This window comes from Methanocella sp. MCL-LM, from assembly GCF_049676595.1.
Classification (GTDB): domain Archaea; phylum Halobacteriota; class Methanocellia; order Methanocellales; family Methanocellaceae; genus Methanocella_A.
On the sequence record NZ_CP187259.1, the window covers coordinates 535,563 to 552,463 of the forward strand.

Consider the following 16,901-nt stretch of genomic DNA (forward strand, 5'->3'; position numbering starts at 1 on the left):
GTCCGTTTTTGAGGTGAGGTATAATTATGACGGACATGAGTGTCCGTGTCGGACTTGTGTGTCGGTGCTTGCGTGTTTGGCGTTTTTGGCGGACGGCGCCGGCAAACGGGAGGAGGGTTTGGCCACCGCGATAGTTTAGCTTTCGGCGACCAGCCTGCGCACATCAGCTGGTAAGAGTAGGCATCCACCTGCATTTATGGAGCCAGTACCGGAGGATAGCGTAATCGGGATACGATCGTTACGATCGTCCCTCATACGTTTTCCTTGGGGTATATATGGTTGCGGTATATATTGGGTAGGGGTTCTTGTTTCCCGTTTTTAGTTTTTCGTTTTTACTTCGGAGTTGGTATTGTATGGAGTTCTGAAATGGTCCTTGAAGCACTGACCCTGCGGCTTCACGGATGATGCTAAATACAAGCCTTAGTATTTATAGTTTTCGTTATACGCTGGAAAAGTCATTCCAATGGCGGATTATATCATCATTTTTATCCGTTGCCGAAGAAAAACGCCGTACTTATAGCCCTTTTGTGCGAAAGCATTTTATACGGTACATCCTATAAGTAAGCCTTTTTCTGGGCGTGCAACGTCTTTACCTGTACTTCTGGTACGTGCTCATAGAATCTCTGCGGCGAAGCCGCGGCGTATGCCGTACAAAGCTTTATCTCCTCCGACATTATTTACGGTGTCGAAGGAAGACTATGGTCAAGAAGGTCGTTTTAGCGTATTCCGGAGGCCTGGATACCTCCGTGTGCATCCCCCTGCTGAAGGAGAACTATGGCTTTGACAAGGTCATCACGGTCACCGTCGACGTGGGCCAGCCCCCCGAAGAGATCGAGACCGCGACGAAGAAGGCCAAGCTGATCTCTGACAAGCACTATACTATAGATGCCAAGGACGAGTTCGTCAGCGACTACATCTTCCCGATGATCAAGGCCAACGCCATGTACGAGGGCTACGTTATCGGCACAAGCATGGCACGCCCCCTCATCGCGAAGAAGTGCGTCGAGGTCGCCAAAAAGGAAAAGGCCGACGCCTTCGGCCACGGCTGCACCGGCAAGGGCAACGACCAGCTCCGCTTCGAGGCAGTCTTCCGCCAGACCGACCTTCCAGTGGTCGCTCCCATGAGAGAGATGAACCTCACCAGGGAATGGGAGATCGAGTACGCGAAGAAGCACAAGATCCCCGTCGCAGCGACCAAGGCCAAGCCCTGGAGCGTGGACGAGAACATCTGGTCCCGCAGCATCGAGGGCGGCAAGCTGGAAGACCCGGCCTTTATTCCGCCCGAGGACATCTACGAGTGGACCCAGGACCCCCTGAAGGCACCCGAGAAGCCGGAGATCGTCTCGATCGGCTTCTCCAAAGGCGTGCCTGTCTCCCTCAACGGCAAGAAGATGGGCGGCGTGGCGCTCATCCAGGCCCTGCACAAAATCGCGGGCAAGCACGGCGTCGGCAGGACCGACATGATGGAAGACCGGGTTCTCGGCCTGAAAGCGAGAGAGAACTACGAGCATCCCGCAGCCACCGTACTGCTCACCGCCCACAAGGACCTCGAAAAGTTCTGCCTCACCAGGGCCGAGCTCAAGTTCAAGGAAGGCGTGGACTCCGCCTGGGCCGAGCTCGGCTACATGGGCCTCGTCGACGAGCCGCTGTTCCACGACCTGAACGCGTTCATCGACCTCACCCAGGAGCGGGTGAACGGCACCGTGAAGGTGAAGCTCTACAAGGGCAGCTGCATGGTAGTCGCCAGAGAATCCAAGACGGCCTTATACAGCGAAGAGCTGGTCTCCTTCGACGGCAAGTCGCTGGACCAGAAGGACGCGGAAGGCTACTGCAAGTTCCACGGCTTCCAGGCCCGGCTGTACAACAAGCTGGCAAAAAAATAACGTAGAACCATCGTAAAGTGGCGCGTAAGCACAGTAATGCTTATAATAGAGTGTGTACTATACGCAAGTCGCATCATGATTATATAAAGGAGATACGAACATGGCAGAAGGTAAACAGGTAAGCAAGTGCGTCTCCTGCAAGGTCAACCTGACCGGCGAAGGCGCAGCTCAATTCAAGTGCCCCGTATGCGGGGAAGACATGGGCCGGTGCGGAAAGTGCAGGCAGCAGTCCAACCCGTACGTATGCCCGAAGTGCGGTTTCCAGGGGCCGTGAGCCAGCATGGCAGACGTAGTAGCGTCTATCAGAGTCATGCCGGACAGCGCAGACCGTGACTTAAACAAGCTCATGGAAGCTCTCAAGGCAGCCATGCCCGCCAGCGGCAAGCTTCAGGGCATGAACCTCAAGCCCATCGCGTTCGGCTTAAAGGCCATCATGGTCACCGTCACCGTCGACGACAACGCAGGCGGCACTGAGCCCGTCGAAGAAGCCTTCTCTAAAGTAGAGGGCGTCGAGAGCGTCAACGTCGAAGCAACCGGCAGGGCATTCTAAGGCAGAAAGGGCGCCTGAGGGCCACAGACAGGTCCTACAGGCTTCGCCTTTTATGGGCTCGCTTCGCTCGCAGAGAGCGTATATGCCCGCGAATAGTATTTATAGTACAAATGTTATCTTATGTTGAAATCGGGCTCTTAACTCAGGGGTAGAGTGCTACGTTCGCAACGTAGATGCCGCGGGTTCAATTCCCGCAGGGTCCATTAAGATTTTTGAGGGGCTGTCGGGGAACTTTCTAAAAAAGTTCCCTTGACTTTCGACATGATCTCACGCCCGAAGGGCGCTTTTAAAAGCGATGTTTTTGAGGGGGTGACGAGGGGGGCTTTTTACAAAAAGCCCCCCTAACACCAGCTGATATAACTTTTAGGGGTTCACTAAAAGCCCCCCTAACACCGCACAGAGTTAACTTTTAGTGGTTCACTAAAAAGCTCCCCCGTATGCTGATCATAGGAATGTCTTGTATTCCATGAAAAATTCGTGTGTGGGGGTGCTGAGAGGGTAAGCGAGGAGGCCGGAGAGGATTAAATCAATGGTAATTCCTGAAGCCTGTTATACGAGTGCCCGTACCATTTACACGAAGTACTCGAAGTACACGAAGTACTCAAAGTCTGATAAACAGGCTGACTGCAAGCCAATTTATAGTAAAACTTCGCGTACTTCGCGTACCTTGTGTACTTCGTGTAAACGGTACCTGACCCTCCTAAAAACCGGGAAATCACCATAAAAAAGTATCCTCTCTAACCGTTCCATACTCTCCGACCTCCTCTCCGACCTCCTTATCCTCTCAAACCTCCCACTTTGAAAATCCTCCCCGGACTCCCGGGAACTCTCCGACCTCCCGAAGATTTTTTCACGGGCTTTACTTGAAAACCCCCTTTTCATGACCGAATCAATCTCCATGCAGGCGTATTCTTCGATAGCCCTTGCTTAATGAAGCACAGATAGCAAGGTGTTTCTTGATTGAGGGTTTACAGTCTCTCCCAACCCTAAAAGTTAGCTCTGTGTGGTGTTAGGGGGTTTTTGCGTAAACCCTAAAAGTTATCCCTGTGTGGTGTTAGGGGGGTTTTTTAGTAAAAATCTGAGTGGTGGCACCCTTCGGTGCCGCCACCCCCTCGCCACCCCCTCAAAAACATCGCTTTTCCTGTGCCCTCCGGACTTTTTCTCGTGTCGTGAGTCAGGGGAACCTTTTTCAAAAAGGTTCCCCCGACACCCCTTCTAAAACTTTATCTATAATGCCGTTCCTGATACTCCCGTTGCAATCGAGGCGACGACTATGGCATCAAAAGGCGGCAAAAAGGCACCCCAGAAGGGCGCAGGGAAAAAGAACTGGATGAAAGTTGCCATCCCGATCTTTCTCATACTGATCATGGTATTGTCCATCTTCGCGATACTTACTAATACCAACCCGACGACGCCAGACGATTCTGGCACCGACGAGATCAGGTTCAACTCCATCGTGGACGGGCTTGTGATTGTCCCGCCGGGAGCGGACTACGTCAGGTTTGCGGACCTTAAGTCGGACGAGGATATCGGCAACTGGGCGATGGCCAACCTGAACGGCAGCATCCCCAACCCGGCGGCGTTCGGCGGCCAGCCCGAGAAAGACGTGCTGGTCAACTACCCTGAGGGGTACTTCGGCTCTTTCGCGGAGCAGTGGGTCTCGATCACCGATTTCGGGCCTAAGTACACCATCACCAACCCCAACCAGACTTCCTACAACGGCGTCCCCATGAGGGCTATCAACTCGCTGTACACCTACTCCGAGACGAGGCCTACCGTGAGCGGCAGGATCCAGAACGTAGCCGACATGCTCCTGTACTGGTCCAATCCGGGCAACAGGACCTCCTACGATAACTACTTCGATCTCATCACGCAGCTGAAGGGCTACCCGGTCAACGCCACCAGCGCTCGTCTGTCCGTAGTAGGCACCACGTCGCTGCTCAACGCCTCTGACCGGTATTACGCAGGCATCACCCCGGCCGCCGAAGAGGGCAAGTACGACTACCTGGCTGTGATCCACCTGAACCGGACGCTCAACGAGACCGAGAAGCAGCAGTACAAGAGCCAGTATGAGCAGCTCGGCATCTACGTCATGAAGTTCGACGCCTACAATATCAAATATCAGGACGACTACATGATCGTGCAGGCAAAGGGCAACCTGACCACCTGCGTCAACGACATGACTTACTCGTGGAGATTCCTGAAGGCCTGATGGCCTTCAAAATATGCCAGAACAGGGGCCTCCTCACCGGGGCTCCTCTCGACTCTTTTTCTGTGAATTTTATAGTCCCGGGCGCCGGGCCCTGAACTAATGCTGTAAACACAATAAGTCTCTAGCTATCGCGTAGCGTCCGCTCTTTGCCGACAAATGATGTAAAAAGAGATACGGAGCGAGCCCTTTCAGGGGCTCGCCGGAGCTGTCTTGACTATTTTATGCGCCTTGCCGTAGGTGTACCAGATGCGGCACGCGCCTTCGCTGGAGACCATACAGGCGCCCACCGGCTTCAGCGGGGTGCAGGCCTTGCCGAACAGCTTGCAGTCGGTCGGCTCTTTGATGCCTCTCAGCAGTTCGTTGCACAGGCACCCGGTGGTGCACTTGACGTCCTTGAGCTCGATGCCGAACTTTTTGATGGCGTCGTACTTCTCGAACTGGGACTTGAGTTTGTAGCCCGAGTCGGGGATGACCGGGAAGCCTCTCCACATGATGTCGCAGGGCTCGAAAACCTCGGCCATCATCTTCTGGGCCTTGAGGTTGCCTTCGGGCTTGACGGCGCTGGCATACGCGTTCTCGACGACAGCGCGGCCTTCGACGATCTGTTTTACCAGTAAATATAGTCCGTACAGGACTTCCATGGCGTCGAACCCGGCGATGACCTGGGGAACGGGGAAGGCCTCGTACTCGTGGATGCCCATGATGGTGCACACGTGGCCCGGCAACAGGAAGCCGTTCAGGTTGGCCTCGCCCTGCTGCATCAGCCACTTCATGGCGGGCGGGACGAGCCTGTGGGAGACTATGATCGAGAAGTTTTCGGGCGGGTTCAGCAATAACACGGCGGCAGTGGTCGGCGCGGTGGTCTCGAAGCCCACGGCCATGAACACGACTTCCTTCTCAGGAGTCTGCTTTGCGATGTCGACCGCCTGGGCGATGCTCTGGACGATGCGGATGTCGCCTACTGTATCATATAACGAGGACTTGGTGCCGGGCACCCTTAAAAGGTCGCCGTAGGTGCAGATGATCTTGCCTTGCTCAGCTAATTCCACGCAGGCGTCGATCTCGCTCTGGGGGGTGACGCACACCGGGCACCCGGGGCCCATGACTACCTTAACATTAGGGGGAAGTAATGAGCGGATGCCGCTCTTGGTTATCGTGTACTCGTGGGTGCCGCACACGTGCATGATCTTGATCTCTCTCCCGGCCGCGAGCTTCTCGATCTGCTCGGCGAGGGCTTTTGCCGCCTGCTCCTGTCCTGTCATAAGTATCTCTAACCTCTGCCGATTTCCAGCATTCTGTCCAGTGCTTTTTTCGCGTCAATACGAATAGTTTCCGGTATCCTGATCTCGGTCTTCATGTCCCGGAGGCTGTCCCTGATCGTCTCGAGGGTGTTCATCTTCATGTTAGGGCAGACCACATAATTGGAGACGGGGTAGAAGTTCTTGCCCGGGTTCTCCTTCTTGAGCCGGTGGATGATGCCTACCTCGGTGCCGATGACCAGGTCCTTCGTAGTCGTTTTCGCATACTTGAGCATGCCGTCCGTGGAGTAGACGCCGTCCGCGAGGGCGATGACTTCCTGCCGGCACTCCGGATGCACGATGATCTCCGCCCCGGGGTGGTCCATCTTAGAGATCAGGATGTCCCCGGCGGTGATCTGGTGGTGGGTCGGACAGAAGCCGTTCCACGGGTAAATCTTCTTCTTGGTGAAGCGCTGCGTATACGTGGCCAGGTTGTAGTCCGGCACGTGCAGGACCTCGTCCTGCTCCAGCGCGTTGACGATTTTAATGGAGTTGGAGGACGTGCAGCACACGTCGCTCTCCGCCTTGACCGCCGCGGAAGAATTAACATAACAGACCACGGCCGCGTCGGGGTGCTCTTTCTTGAAGAGCTGCAGCTGCAGCGGCGTAATCATCGCCGACATCGGGCAGCCCGCCTCCGGCTTAGGGTTGAGGACAATCTTGTCCGGGTTCAGGATGGCGGCGGACTCTGCCATGAAGTCCACGCCGCAAAACACGATAACCTCGGCGTCGACCTCCACGGCCTTCTGGCTCAAGCCAAAAGAATCGCCGCAGTAGTCGGCGATGTCCTGCACCTCCCCACGCTGGTAGTTGTGGGCGAGGATGACCGCCTTCCGCTCTTTTTTAAGTTGTAAGATTTCTTCTGCGAGGCTCATAAGACACTACTCATCAGAATTTTTGAGTAAAATGGATGTGCTTCGCATTAAATGTATGCTTCGTAATGCTTGCCTAACAAAAGCTATTCTCATAAATCCTAATAAACGAATGGTATACAACTGTGCGGGCGGATAAGCCACTATATACGCCTATCCTGTAACCTGTCCCCGGCCGCTAGATAGCGATCATCGGGCTTCTTCTTCTCGTGTCTGCGGCGGCCGTGGCCGTATCAGGATGTGCCGTGACGGGTTGTAATTTTCTCGCGCCCTCTACTCTAAATATAAATCTCTGCGCTCTCAGGTGTTCCCGTGCTTGTTCAGCTTGGGGTTGGTAAGCTGCCCGGTGCTCTGGCCTTGTATAGGCTCTCGTGGGTAGCACGAAGACATAAAATCTTTTTTAGAGTGACACGAAATGCTCGAATGCTCAAAGTTCACGGTTAAAACACGAATTGCACTAAGACACCGGTTAAAGCTCGAAGGACACGAACGGCACGGTCTAATAACACGAACAAGTTCCGCGAAAACCCTAAGACACCAAGTTAAGACAAACAACCGTTTCGCCTTACACTTGCCACGACTACTGCGCCCATGAGGCCGCATAATAATCCTGATGCCGGTCTTCGATGACAACCGCTTGTTCAGCTGTGTTTTAGTTTGGTGTCTTTGAGTATTCGCGGAACTTGTTCGTGTTTTAAGGCCGTGCCCTTCGTGCTTTTTTTCGATTAGTAGTGCCTTCGTGCAGTTCGTGTTTTAGCCGTGTACCTTAGAGTCTTAGTCTTTTAGTGTCCCTCTAAAAAAGTAGTTTCGTGTTTTTGTGCTACCCACGATAGCTTAAACAAGGCGGTAACACTGGACCACAGGTTACATCCCGGGCACTGGGATACGGGGAATCTGTGATTAAGCATTCTCTGTGCATCTCTGTGCCCTCTATGGTGAGTAATCGCCGTGCCGTTGTGGTTCTTTCTTAACGCTAAGGTAGTCTTTATGCAGTGAGCAAGTATAGCAGCGTCCCGGTCACGAAGGTCTCCAGGAACGCGGCGATGAGCAGCAGCGGCGCGATCCAGAAGATGAACACCAGCAACGCCTCCCGAAGGTCCTTCCAGATGTACTTCGCCCCGCTGTCCAGCTTCGTCAGCGCGTCGATCTTGAACACCGAGCCCGTCGCCGACAGGATCGCCCTCATCATGTCCGTCCCCAGCTTGAGGCCGATGGCCGCCGATATGAGGACCATGGGCATCTCGACGACCCCGTGGGGCACGATGCCGACGATCACGTAGAGTATGCCGGTCTTGACGAACGTCGCCCCTACCACGATGCCGATGACGAACCCGTTGGCGATGATGAAGATGATCGGCGCTATGCCCAGCGCCAGGCCGAGCACGACGGTTAAAAAGCACTTGATGGCGTTGTTCTCGAAGATGGCCAGCGTCAGGCCCAGCGGCGACATTTCCTTGAGCGGCCCTACTTCTTCCTTGAAGCCCGAGATTGTGCTCTCGGTGAAAGCCGGGTAAGCAGTGGCCACCACAAAGCCCATGGCCATGAATATCGCGAACAGCAGGATGACCGCCCCGAGGTGCCACCTCAGCCTGTACACGTACCCGGCGAAATCCCCCGGACCAGGTATCCGGTTCTCGAACGTCACTGCGCCCCCTCCGTGAAAATTAGGAGCCGGTTGCCTCTGTCCATGCCGACCATACGAACTTAAATTAAAATATTAATATATATAATGTTGACGTGCATAAAAGGCTGGAAGAAGGGCAGGCGATACGGCAAAAATGGGTTGATTTTAAATCGCAAAGGCGCAAAGAAGGTTATATGATCAACTTTGCGCCTTTGCGTCCTTGCGTCTTTGCGATTCAAGAACGAGGCCTCCCGGGGCCGGGCAATGCGGGTTACAGCTTTTAAGATTATTAACCCATAAGGAAGTAGACCAGCGCCAGCGTCACGTAGCTCTCGACGAACGCGGCCACGAACAGAAGTGGCACCAGCCAGACGACGAAGACCGACACGCCGTCGATCAGCTCCTTTTTGAGGTCCACTGCCTGCCGGAGGAGGGCCATGAGGATGCAGTGCCCGAACCGGAGGCCGATGGCGGCGGAGATAGCGACCACGGGTACCTCGATGATGCCGTGGGGGAGCAGGGCCACTATGATGAACAGCGGGCCTGCGTTTATGACGGAGAGCGCGATGACCAGGCCCATGGCGAGGCCGTTGACGAATATGATGAGTAATGGCAGCAGGCCGAGCCCGAGGCCGAGCGCCACCGAGAGCAGGCAGGCCCGGGTGTTGTTCAGGAAGATGCCGATCATCAGATCGAACTGCGATGCGGAGAGCAGAGGCTTCATCTGGTTACTGATGACCTCCACAAACTGCCGGCTCTCCTCGGGCAAGGCCACGGCCATAGTGGCGCCGATGATGGTCGAGAAGAGCCAGAGCGCGGCTATCACTAAGATGTAGGCCCTGATCTGGTAAAGGTAGGCCACGAAGGTCCGCGGCCCCGGAAGTAGCGTTTTTACTGTCATGCTGATACGAACGTCATGTGGAGCGTGTTCCGGATGCCGGGGCCTGCGCCGAGGACCAGGAGCACGAACTTGATGCCGTAGTACATCTGCGGGTCATCTTTGAAATACTTCTCTATGATGTAGATGACCGGGATGAACACTGCCAGCTTCAGCGCGTACATGACGAACGAGGTGCCGAACAGGCCAATGAAGAATACCGGGACGACGTGCTCCTCGTACCACCCGCCGACGAGGTCGATCGCGGTGAAGGTGGAGCTGGCGTCGAACATGTGGGCGGCGAGGATGGCGATGTTGAGCTTGTTGGTGAGGAAGTCAATTTTCAGGTGCCTGGCGATCACGTAGATCGAGGCGGTGAAGGTGGCCGCCAGCAGGATGATGACGATCGGGGCCCACCACAGCCGAACCTCTTTGGTGAACAGGAGGCCTAGAACGATAACTATGCCGACGACTCCGGTCCAGAAATACGGCTTGGAGTAGTCCTTGACGATGCCCGCCCGCTGCAGGCCGAGGCATGTCAGCAGCACGGCGGCGGTGATGACGAAGGCGAGGACGTAGACGAACGGGGTGATGAACATGTAGCTGAGGGGCGGCTGCACGAGCTGTACGTCCTGCACGACCCGGAGCGAGGCGCCTACCAGGATGAACGGTACTGTGGAGACGACGAACTTCTCGTCGATCTTGACTTTCAGCATGTCCATTAACTTTAATATTGCGAAGAGGCTTATACCAAGGATAATGGCATAGGTGACGGTGTTTACCGGGTTGTAGCCCTCACCGGCATACACGATGGGGTGGATGTAATACTTGTAGACGAACTCGCCAATGTCAAACGACAACATGTTCACCTTGGGGTGTTAATACGAGCAACAGTGACATAAATGTATCCAAAGGGGAAACAAACGTCTCCAAGCACAGCGAGCGGTGGATGCAGCTTCCCCGGAACGTCATCGCGGGGCCGGGAGCTGTCCGGAGCGTAGGCGACCTGTGCAGGAGCATGCGCCTCAAGGGCAGGGGGCTTATCGTTACAGGTAAGACCACCAAACAGATCGCCGGTGATGCGGTTGCCGATTCGCTCAGGGAAGCGGGCTATGGCGCGGACTTTTTGCTCGTAGAGAACGCGACCATGGAGAACGTGGAGCTGGCAAAAGCCACCGCCAGGGAACTGAAAGCCGACTTTCTGCTGGGCGTGGGCGGGGGCAAGACCATCGATATCGCCAAGCTGGCCTCGACCCGGCTCAACATGTACTACCTGAGCATCCCCACGGCAGCGTCCCACGACGGCATAGCGTCGTCCAGAGCCTCCATCCGCCACGACGGCGAGACCGTCTCCATCCAGGCAGAGGCACCCCTCTGCGTCCTGGCCGATACCAGCATCATCGTGAAATCGCCTTACAGGCTGCTGGCCGCGGGCTGCGGCGACGTCATCTCCAACTATACCGCCGTCCTGGACTGGAAGCTCGCGTCCCGCCTCAGGAACGTCTACTTCTCCGAGTACGCAGCGGCTCTGTCCCAGATGACCGCCCAGATCGTCGTCGACTCGGCGCACATGATCCGGCCTGGCCTGGAGGAGTCCGCCCAGGAAATCGTCAAGGCGCTGGTCTCGTCCAGCGTGGCCATGAGCATAGCAGGCTCCTCCGCGCCTGCCAGCGGCAGCGAGCACAAGTTCTCCCACGTGCTGGACAAGATCGCCCCGAAGCCCGCCCTCCACGGCGAGCAGTGCGGCCTGGGGACCATCCTGATGATGTACCTCCACGGGGGCGACTGGCAGAACATCCGCAACGCCTTAAAGACGATTGGCGCCCCGGTCACCGCCCGGGAGATGGGCATCGAGGACCGGTACATCCTCCAGGCGATGACCGAAGCCCACAAGATCCGGCCCGAGCGGTACACGATCCTCGGCGACACTGGTATCACCCTCGAGGCGGCGGAGAAAGTGGCCAGGGCTACCGGGGTCATAGAGTAAGCAGCGAATAGAAAAAAGGGGCATCCGGGTGTCCGGACGTATTCCGCACCTGGCCCGGCAGCTCTAGTTTTTTTTAATACGAAGTCAGCTTGCTGATGACGTCCATGCGGGTGATCATGCCCTTGGGCCTGCCCTCTTCTGTGACCAGCAGCCTGCCGATCTTGTTCCGGTTCATGAGGGACACTGCCTCGTACATGGGCTTGTCAGACTCAATTGCGACTACTTTGGGCGTCATGAACTCCGTGACCTTACTGCTACCCTTGTCTGCAGAGATGGCCCGGCCTATGTCCGTATAGGTGATGATGCCAACAATCTTGCCTCCCTCCTCTACCGGGACCCCGTGGATGTCGTTCCTGGCAAGCGTGACCAGAGCTTCCTTGATCGTAGCGGTGGTGGGTATGGTAATCAGCCGGTGATTAATGTAGTCCTTCACAGGCTTTTTAGGCAGGGAGATCATTTCCGTGATGCTCAGCAGCACAATGCCGCTGATATCATCCCGGCCTACTACGTCGCCTCTGACCATCAGCTTGTTGACCGGGGTAGGGCCGATCTGGATGGTGTCTCCCACGTCGAAGTTCCGGATGTCCCCCAGGATCTTGATGCTGGCACGGCACATGTCCGGATGCCTGACGGTGTTAAGGTCAATGTCAGCTACGTTGGTGTTTAGCACACGTTCCCCGTTACGGTATATTGGTACTTCCGCCTCTTTGTCCATGGGCGAGAGGTTCAGCGCCTGGTAGGCGGAGCTGGTCGCCTTGTAGCCGCCCTTGGGGCCCGGTACGCCTTCCACAAGGCCCAGTGCTTTCAGCGACTGCATCTGGTTCCGGACGGTGCCGGGATTGCGGTCGATCCGCTCCGAGATTTCCTCTCCCTTGATGGCCCGGCCCTTCTCCCTGAATAAGTTGATTAGCGCAGATAAAATTTCTCTCTGGATTACCGTCAGTTCAACCATCGTCATCACGTCAATTGCCGAATTTAATCGTTTCTCTAACCTTCCAGATTATAATGTTTTTTCATTATATACTTTGCTAAGTAACCATCTCCGGCGATCATCAATGCCGGGAACACTGGCCGGCCGGCATGGTTCCGGCGGTGCCTGTTATGCTGCCGCTCACAGAGATAAAATTGTCGATGATCTCTCCGTCCGCACTAAGTGTTTATAATATGACAGCGTACTGGATTTCGATCGACCATGGGCTACCAGATCGACCCCGAATCGCACGGCTTCATTCTCCCGTTTTCCAGCGCGGTACAGTTTCACGGGCACATATGCCCCGGCCTTGCTATCGGCTACTACGCCTCGCACATCGGCATGCGCTGGCTGCACACCCACATCAGCGACAACAGCGAGATCCTGGTGATGGTAGAGAACGCCGGGTGCGGAGTGGACGCGGTCCAGACGGTCACCGGCAGGACAGTCGGTAACGGGAACCTGATCCTCTGCGACTACGGAAAGCAGGTCTATACTTTTTTGATTAAAGGTACCGGCAGAGGCTTACGCGTCTCGCTGAAGTCCGAGTTCACGGTTGATCGGCTCGACCCGGGGCTCGCCAGCCTGCAGGCGAGAGTCTCCGGCGATGAGGCGACTCCCGAGGAGGTTGTCGACCTCCCGCACCGCATCGAGCGGATCTGCCGGGCCATACTCGAGACGCCCGGCGATGTAGTGTTTGATATCCGGGAAGTGAACGAGGAGCACCGGGGCAGAGGACCCCGTGCGGGGGACGTAGTTTGCGCCCGCTGCGGCGAGCCGGTGAGCACGGACCGGGCGAAAAAGGAGAAAGATGGCTACTACTGTCAGCCCTGCCAGCGAAATGGCTGACCTTTTCTCGACAGCTTATCCCGCGAGCCCGGCCGAACAGCTCTTATCATGCACAGGGATTTCGGAAGGTAACCCTGAAGGTTACGCCGGTTTCCCTGGATACCTCCACCCTGCCCTCCAGCTGAGAAGCCAGCGCATAGACCAGCTGCAGGCCAAGCGTCTTAGCGTTGGCAACGTCCAGCCCTTCGCGCAGCCCGACGCCATCGTCACCCACCCTCAGCTCGATCAAGCTGTCGGGTAACACCTGGAGCCCGATGGTTACCTGTCCCCTGCGGTCGCCGGGGAACGCGTGTTTCAGGCTGTTGGTCACAAGCTCGTTCACGATCAGGCCGCACGGTATCGCAGCGTCGATGCACAGGGGCACTCTCTCCACCTGCAAGTCAATTCGAATCTTGTCCTGGTCCTTCACATACGTCTGGAACAGGTACATGCTCAAGCTCTGAATGTAGTCTGCGAAATCGATGCGGGAGAGGTCCTTAGACTGGTAGAGCTTCTCGTGGATGAGGGCCATGGACTTGATCCTGTTCTGGCTCTCCTGGTACACCAGAACCGAGGCATCGTCGCCGAGCGCCGAGGACTGGAGATTGAGCAGGCTGGAGATGATCTGCAGGTTGTTCTTGACCCTGTGGTGGATCTCCTTCAGCAGCACTTCCTTCTCTTCGAGAGACCTCTTTATCGTATCCTCTGCCTGCTTCCGCCCGGTGATGTCCCGTATCTCTGCCACTATGTAGTCCGTCTTGTCGTCCCGCCCTTTCACGGGCATCAGGCCGATGTCCAGGGTGGCCCGGCTCCCCGCGGAGCCCAAGGTTTCCTCGTACTGCACCGCTTCCCCGTGCCCGGCCCTCTCCAGGCATGCGGCGAGGCGGGACCGGGCTTCAGCAGGCAGGTCCCAGCATGCCTCTTCGCCTAATCTGAGGCCGATCAGGTCCCCGTCCCGCATGCCCGCAGGCCTGGGAGTGGCCCTGTTGATGATCTCGATCACCCCGTCCCGGGACAGCTTTGCGCTAAAGGTCAGCAGGTGGTCCACGTACTCCTGCAAATCCCGCTCTCTTCTGGACAGGTCAGCGATCAGCCCGGATATCCGATAGCTCATGCTATTGAACTCTCCTACGAGCTCGGCGAACTCGTCGTCGCCCCGGGTGCTGATTCGGGCAGGCGCCTGGTCATCCCTGAACTTCCTGGTCGCGCGGACCAGGACGTCGATAGGCCGGTATACGTGGCTGAAAAAGCTGTAAATGAACAGCAGCATTGACACCAGTATCGTGAGGCTGATGCCGGCGATCACCAGCCTGTACTGGGTCTTCATCGCGTCCACCCGGCTCATGGAGAGCCCTATGTTAACCGCTCCTGCCGGGTTACCGCTCTCATCGATGATGGGGTAAAGGATGTCTATGATGCGCTCGTCGTGGTAGGGAGAGCTTAGGTTGTCATGGTCCCGGAGGTACGACTGCCGTACGAACTCTCCGTCCCGCGCTGCGGCCAGGGTACCCGTGTCATTGAAGACCATACCCACCCGCTGAGGATTACTGTGCGCTATCGCCCTGCCGTCGCGATCCACGATCAGCAGATAGCTCAGGTCGGGATTGTCCAGGATCAGGTGCTCGCATAGATCCTGCTGCTGCGACCGGTTAAGCCAGGGTGCGGTATCCTTCAAAAAATCGGCGGTGTTGGCAGACAGCCGGATCATCGACTCCTCGTGCCACGGTATGACGAGCCCCTCGAAGGTCACGATGATGGACGCTATGAGCAGGGCGGAAATAACTGCGGTGATAATGGCAAATCGAACGCTGACCTTCGTAGTTCCACCCCGGAGGAAATATCTCGCAAGAAAGTTAGCGTTTAACGTTATATCTTTTCGGGATATGGCACAATTGAACTCCTACCTTAGCCATGCCGGCATTTAGACGCCTCCGCATCTCCGGCATAAATATATATGTCTGAGCAAGCCTATCATAAGATGCCTCCGCGGTCGTCACCGTAGAGGTGACTCTGCTCATGAAGATCGATACTCACGTTCACACTACCTGTTCTGACGGCCGCAAGACCGTCGCCGAGGTATTTCAGCTGGCTTCAGAGCTCGACATCCGGCTGATATCCATCACCGATCACGACACTGTCGACGGCTACCCGGCCGCCCTCGAGGAAGCCGGGAAGGCCGGGATCCGGCTGGTCCCTGGGGTAGAGCTTTCAACCAGGGACGAAGACGACCACGTCGACGTCCATGTAGTCGGGCTGCGCATCGATCCGGACAACGGCCCGCTCCGGAGCGAGCTCAAGCTCCTCGCAGACGCCCGGGTGGATGCAAGGCGGCGGCTGCTCGACCGGATCAACGACTACTTATCTGACCGGTACGACGTCTGGGAGCCCGTCAGCTTTGAAAACGTCCGGAAGCGGGTATCAGGGACGATAGTGGGCAAGCCCCACATCGCCGCCGAAGTGCTCGAAGCCGCCCGAAAAACGGGCATCGAGATTCCCGAGGAGGAGCTGTACAGAATCTTCAAGCTCCCTGAAGTGGAGACGAAAAAAGCCTACGAGCTCACCATGGCCGAATGCATTCGGCTGATCAAAGCCTCCGGAGGCCTGCCCGTCCTGGCCCATCCCTTCGAGTACGCCCGGCCCGACGCTGTCATGAAAAAGTTCAAAAAGCTCGGTGGCGTGGGAGTCGAGCTCTGCAAGTACCGGCAGAAGACCAAGATGCGGTCGATTAGAGCGATAGAGCCTTTTGAGCGGATCATGATCGAGCGCCAGCTCAACATGAAGACCGTCGAAATGGCCCGCCGCTACGGGCTCAAGCTCACGGCCTGCTCCGACTACCACGCCAAAAACGGCGAGCCGGGGATGGAGACCGATGAGTACAGCATTGATATAAGCTGGCTTCTAGAATAAGATCACCGTGAGCGCTGGGACGATACATCACAGCGGCACGGCTCCTTATCCCAACAACTGTAGATCAAATATTTGAACCACGGCGGCACGGCGACACCAAGACAAGGCGATCCACAACAGGCCAGATGGTAACTAGAACCACGGCGGCACGGCGACACCAAGACAAGGCGATCCACAACAGGCCAGATGGTAACTAGAACCACGGCGGCACGGCGACACCAAGACAGTGGTGAACTGGTATAAGTGAACCCTTTTTTAGTCCACGGCGACACAAAGACAGTGCATTAATCATAAGCTTACTATCCAAGGGTTTCAGCCTGACTTTCGATCAATAGCCTGAAGGAAGGAAAAATGGTTGTCTCAGTGTCGTCAGCCCGCCGTGCCGCCGTGGTTCAATAATAAAGCGTCTTGCTATTCGGGTACGGGTTGTCTCTGTGTCGCCGTGCCGCCGTGGTTCAACTAACTATCCTGCCATAGTTTCTCGATTTGTCTCTGTGTCGCCGTGCCGCCGTGGTTCAACTAACTATCCTGCCATAGTTTCTCGATTTGTCTCTGTGTCGCCGTGCCGCCGTGGTTCAACTAACTATCCTGCCATAGTTTCTCGATTTGTCTCTGTGTCGCCGTGCCGCCGTGGTTCAACTAACTATCCTGCCATAGTTTCTCGATTTGTCTCTGTGTCGCCGTGCCGCCGTGGTTCAACTAACTATCCTGCCATAGTTTCTCGATTTGTCTCTGTGTCGCCGTGCCGCCGTGGTTCAACTAACTATCCTGCCATAGTTTCTCGATTTGTCTCTGTGTCGCCGTGCCGCCGTGGTTCAACTAACTATCCTGCCATAGTTTCTCGATTTGTCTCTGTGTCGCCGTGCCGCCGTGGTGAGAACGCTGATATATCG

15 protein-coding genes and 1 tRNA gene are annotated in these 16,901 nt (G+C 56.1%); 8 read left to right on the forward strand and 8 right to left on the reverse strand.

All coding sequences use genetic code 11. From position 1 onward, the window contains the following. The first annotated feature begins 698 nt into the window (after positions 1-698). The 4 genes from ACPLPM_RS02695 to ACPLPM_RS02710 all read left to right on the forward strand — a co-directional run bounded on the left by ACPLPM_RS02695 (position 699) and on the right by ACPLPM_RS02710 (position 2,636). A complete protein-coding gene (locus ACPLPM_RS02695) occupies positions 699-1,883 on the forward strand; it encodes an argininosuccinate synthase (protein WP_424358697.1) in 1,185 nt (394 codons plus the stop codon). Positions 1,884-1,983: 100 nt separating this feature from the next. Further along, entirely contained in the window at positions 1,984-2,157 is a 174-nt protein-coding gene (locus tag ACPLPM_RS02700; protein WP_424358698.1) for an HVO_2753 family zinc finger protein, read from the forward strand. A gap of 6 nt (positions 2,158-2,163) precedes the next feature. Next, complete coding sequence (locus tag ACPLPM_RS02705) at positions 2,164-2,433, forward strand: elongation factor 1-beta (RefSeq protein WP_424358699.1); 270 nt, start codon at positions 2,164-2,166, stop codon at positions 2,431-2,433. A 131-nt stretch (positions 2,434-2,564) separates the two neighbouring features. After that, positions 2,565-2,636: transfer RNA gene (locus ACPLPM_RS02710), tRNA-Ala, on the forward strand. Positions 2,637-3,069: 433 nt separating this feature from the next. On the opposite strand, the gene ACPLPM_RS02715 is transcribed toward ACPLPM_RS02710, so the two are convergent. After that, entirely contained in the window at positions 3,070-3,333 is a 264-nt protein-coding gene (locus ACPLPM_RS02715; RefSeq protein WP_424358700.1) for a hypothetical protein, read from the reverse strand. 373 nt (positions 3,334-3,706) lie between these two features. On the opposite strand from ACPLPM_RS02715, the gene ACPLPM_RS02720 reads away from it, so the two are divergent. Continuing rightward, positions 3,707-4,645 (forward strand): hypothetical protein, encoded by a 939-nt coding sequence (locus tag ACPLPM_RS02720; RefSeq protein ID WP_424358701.1) that lies wholly within the window; start codon positions 3,707-3,709, stop codon positions 4,643-4,645. Positions 4,646-4,833: 188 nt separating this feature from the next. On the opposite strand, the gene hypD is transcribed toward ACPLPM_RS02720, so the two are convergent. From hypD to ACPLPM_RS02745, 5 genes are all read right to left on the reverse strand, one after another. Beyond that, positions 4,834-5,907 carry a hydrogenase formation protein HypD gene (hypD, locus tag ACPLPM_RS02725; protein WP_424358702.1) on the reverse strand — a complete coding sequence of 358 codons (1,074 nt, stop codon included), beginning with the start codon at positions 5,905-5,907 and terminating at the stop codon, positions 4,834-4,836. An 8-nt stretch (positions 5,908-5,915) separates the two neighbouring features. Continuing rightward, entirely contained in the window at positions 5,916-6,818 is a 903-nt protein-coding gene (gene nadA / locus ACPLPM_RS02730; RefSeq protein ID WP_424358703.1) for a quinolinate synthase NadA, read from the reverse strand. 982 nt (positions 6,819-7,800) lie between these two features. Next, positions 7,801-8,460, reverse strand: coding sequence for a stage II sporulation protein M (locus ACPLPM_RS02735; protein WP_424358704.1), 660 nt, complete (start codon positions 8,458-8,460; stop codon positions 7,801-7,803). A 268-nt stretch (positions 8,461-8,728) separates the two neighbouring features. Further along, positions 8,729-9,340 carry a stage II sporulation protein M gene (locus ACPLPM_RS02740; protein WP_424358705.1) on the reverse strand — a complete coding sequence of 204 codons (612 nt, stop codon included), beginning with the start codon at positions 9,338-9,340 and terminating at the stop codon, positions 8,729-8,731. Further along, positions 9,337-10,179, reverse strand: a complete 843-nt coding sequence (locus tag ACPLPM_RS02745) for a DUF63 family protein (protein WP_424358706.1) — start codon at positions 10,177-10,179, stop codon at positions 9,337-9,339. The genes ACPLPM_RS02740 and ACPLPM_RS02745 overlap by 4 nt, the downstream gene beginning before the upstream one ends. Before the next feature lie 35 nt (positions 10,180-10,214). On the opposite strand from ACPLPM_RS02745, the gene ACPLPM_RS02750 reads away from it, so the two are divergent. Beyond that, positions 10,215-11,303: an NAD(P)-dependent glycerol-1-phosphate dehydrogenase gene (locus ACPLPM_RS02750; RefSeq protein WP_424360023.1), complete on the forward strand. Its 1,089-nt coding sequence runs from the start codon at positions 10,215-10,217 to the stop codon at positions 11,301-11,303. A gap of 73 nt (positions 11,304-11,376) precedes the next feature. On the opposite strand, the gene ACPLPM_RS02755 is transcribed toward ACPLPM_RS02750, so the two are convergent. Beyond that, positions 11,377-12,255: a CBS domain-containing protein gene (locus ACPLPM_RS02755; RefSeq protein ID WP_424360024.1), complete on the reverse strand. Its 879-nt coding sequence runs from the start codon at positions 12,253-12,255 to the stop codon at positions 11,377-11,379. A 240-nt stretch (positions 12,256-12,495) separates the two neighbouring features. Here ACPLPM_RS02755 and ACPLPM_RS02760 point away from each other — a divergent pair, with 240 nt between their 5' ends. Further along, on the forward strand, positions 12,496-13,122 hold the full coding sequence (locus tag ACPLPM_RS02760; protein ID WP_424358707.1) for an FmdE family protein: 627 nt from the start codon (positions 12,496-12,498) through the stop codon (positions 13,120-13,122). A 46-nt stretch (positions 13,123-13,168) separates the two neighbouring features. Here the strand turns inward: ACPLPM_RS02760 and ACPLPM_RS02765 are convergent, their stop codons facing one another. Then, positions 13,169-14,851, reverse strand: coding sequence for a sensor histidine kinase (locus ACPLPM_RS02765; RefSeq protein WP_424358708.1), 1,683 nt, complete (start codon positions 14,849-14,851; stop codon positions 13,169-13,171). A gap of 266 nt (positions 14,852-15,117) precedes the next feature. On the opposite strand from ACPLPM_RS02765, the gene ACPLPM_RS02770 reads away from it, so the two are divergent. Further along, positions 15,118-16,008 (forward strand): PHP domain-containing protein, encoded by an 891-nt coding sequence (locus ACPLPM_RS02770; protein ID WP_424358709.1) that lies wholly within the window; start codon positions 15,118-15,120, stop codon positions 16,006-16,008. The last annotated feature ends 893 nt before the right edge of the window (positions 16,009-16,901 follow it).

Excerpts from the sequence above, each read along its gene's own strand:
- ACPLPM_RS02745 (WP_424358706.1), bottom strand. The coding sequence starts at position 10,179 with ATGTTGTCGTTTGACATTGGCGAGTTCGTCTACAAGTATTACATCCAC.
- ACPLPM_RS02705 (WP_424358699.1), top strand. The coding sequence starts at position 2,164 with ATGGCAGACGTAGTAGCGTCTATCAGAGTCATGCCGGACAGCGCAGAC.
- ACPLPM_RS02720 (WP_424358701.1), top strand. The coding sequence starts at position 3,707 with ATGGCATCAAAAGGCGGCAAAAAGGCACCCCAGAAGGGCGCAGGGAAA.
- ACPLPM_RS02770 (WP_424358709.1), top strand. The coding sequence starts at position 15,118 with ATGAAGATCGATACTCACGTTCACACTACCTGTTCTGACGGCCGCAAG.
- ACPLPM_RS02760 (WP_424358707.1), top strand. The coding sequence starts at position 12,496 with ATGGGCTACCAGATCGACCCCGAATCGCACGGCTTCATTCTCCCGTTT.
- ACPLPM_RS02695 (WP_424358697.1), top strand. The coding sequence starts at position 699 with ATGGTCAAGAAGGTCGTTTTAGCGTATTCCGGAGGCCTGGATACCTCC.
- nadA (WP_424358703.1), bottom strand. The coding sequence starts at position 6,818 with ATGAGCCTCGCAGAAGAAATCTTACAACTTAAAAAAGAGCGGAAGGCG.
- hypD (WP_424358702.1), bottom strand. The coding sequence starts at position 5,907 with ATGACAGGACAGGAGCAGGCGGCAAAAGCCCTCGCCGAGCAGATCGAG.
- ACPLPM_RS02715 (WP_424358700.1), bottom strand. The coding sequence starts at position 3,333 with ATGGAGATTGATTCGGTCATGAAAAGGGGGTTTTCAAGTAAAGCCCGT.
- ACPLPM_RS02755 (WP_424360024.1), bottom strand. The coding sequence starts at position 12,255 with ATGGTTGAACTGACGGTAATCCAGAGAGAAATTTTATCTGCGCTAATC.
- ACPLPM_RS02740 (WP_424358705.1), bottom strand. The coding sequence starts at position 9,340 with ATGACAGTAAAAACGCTACTTCCGGGGCCGCGGACCTTCGTGGCCTAC.
- ACPLPM_RS02700 (WP_424358698.1), top strand. The coding sequence starts at position 1,984 with ATGGCAGAAGGTAAACAGGTAAGCAAGTGCGTCTCCTGCAAGGTCAAC.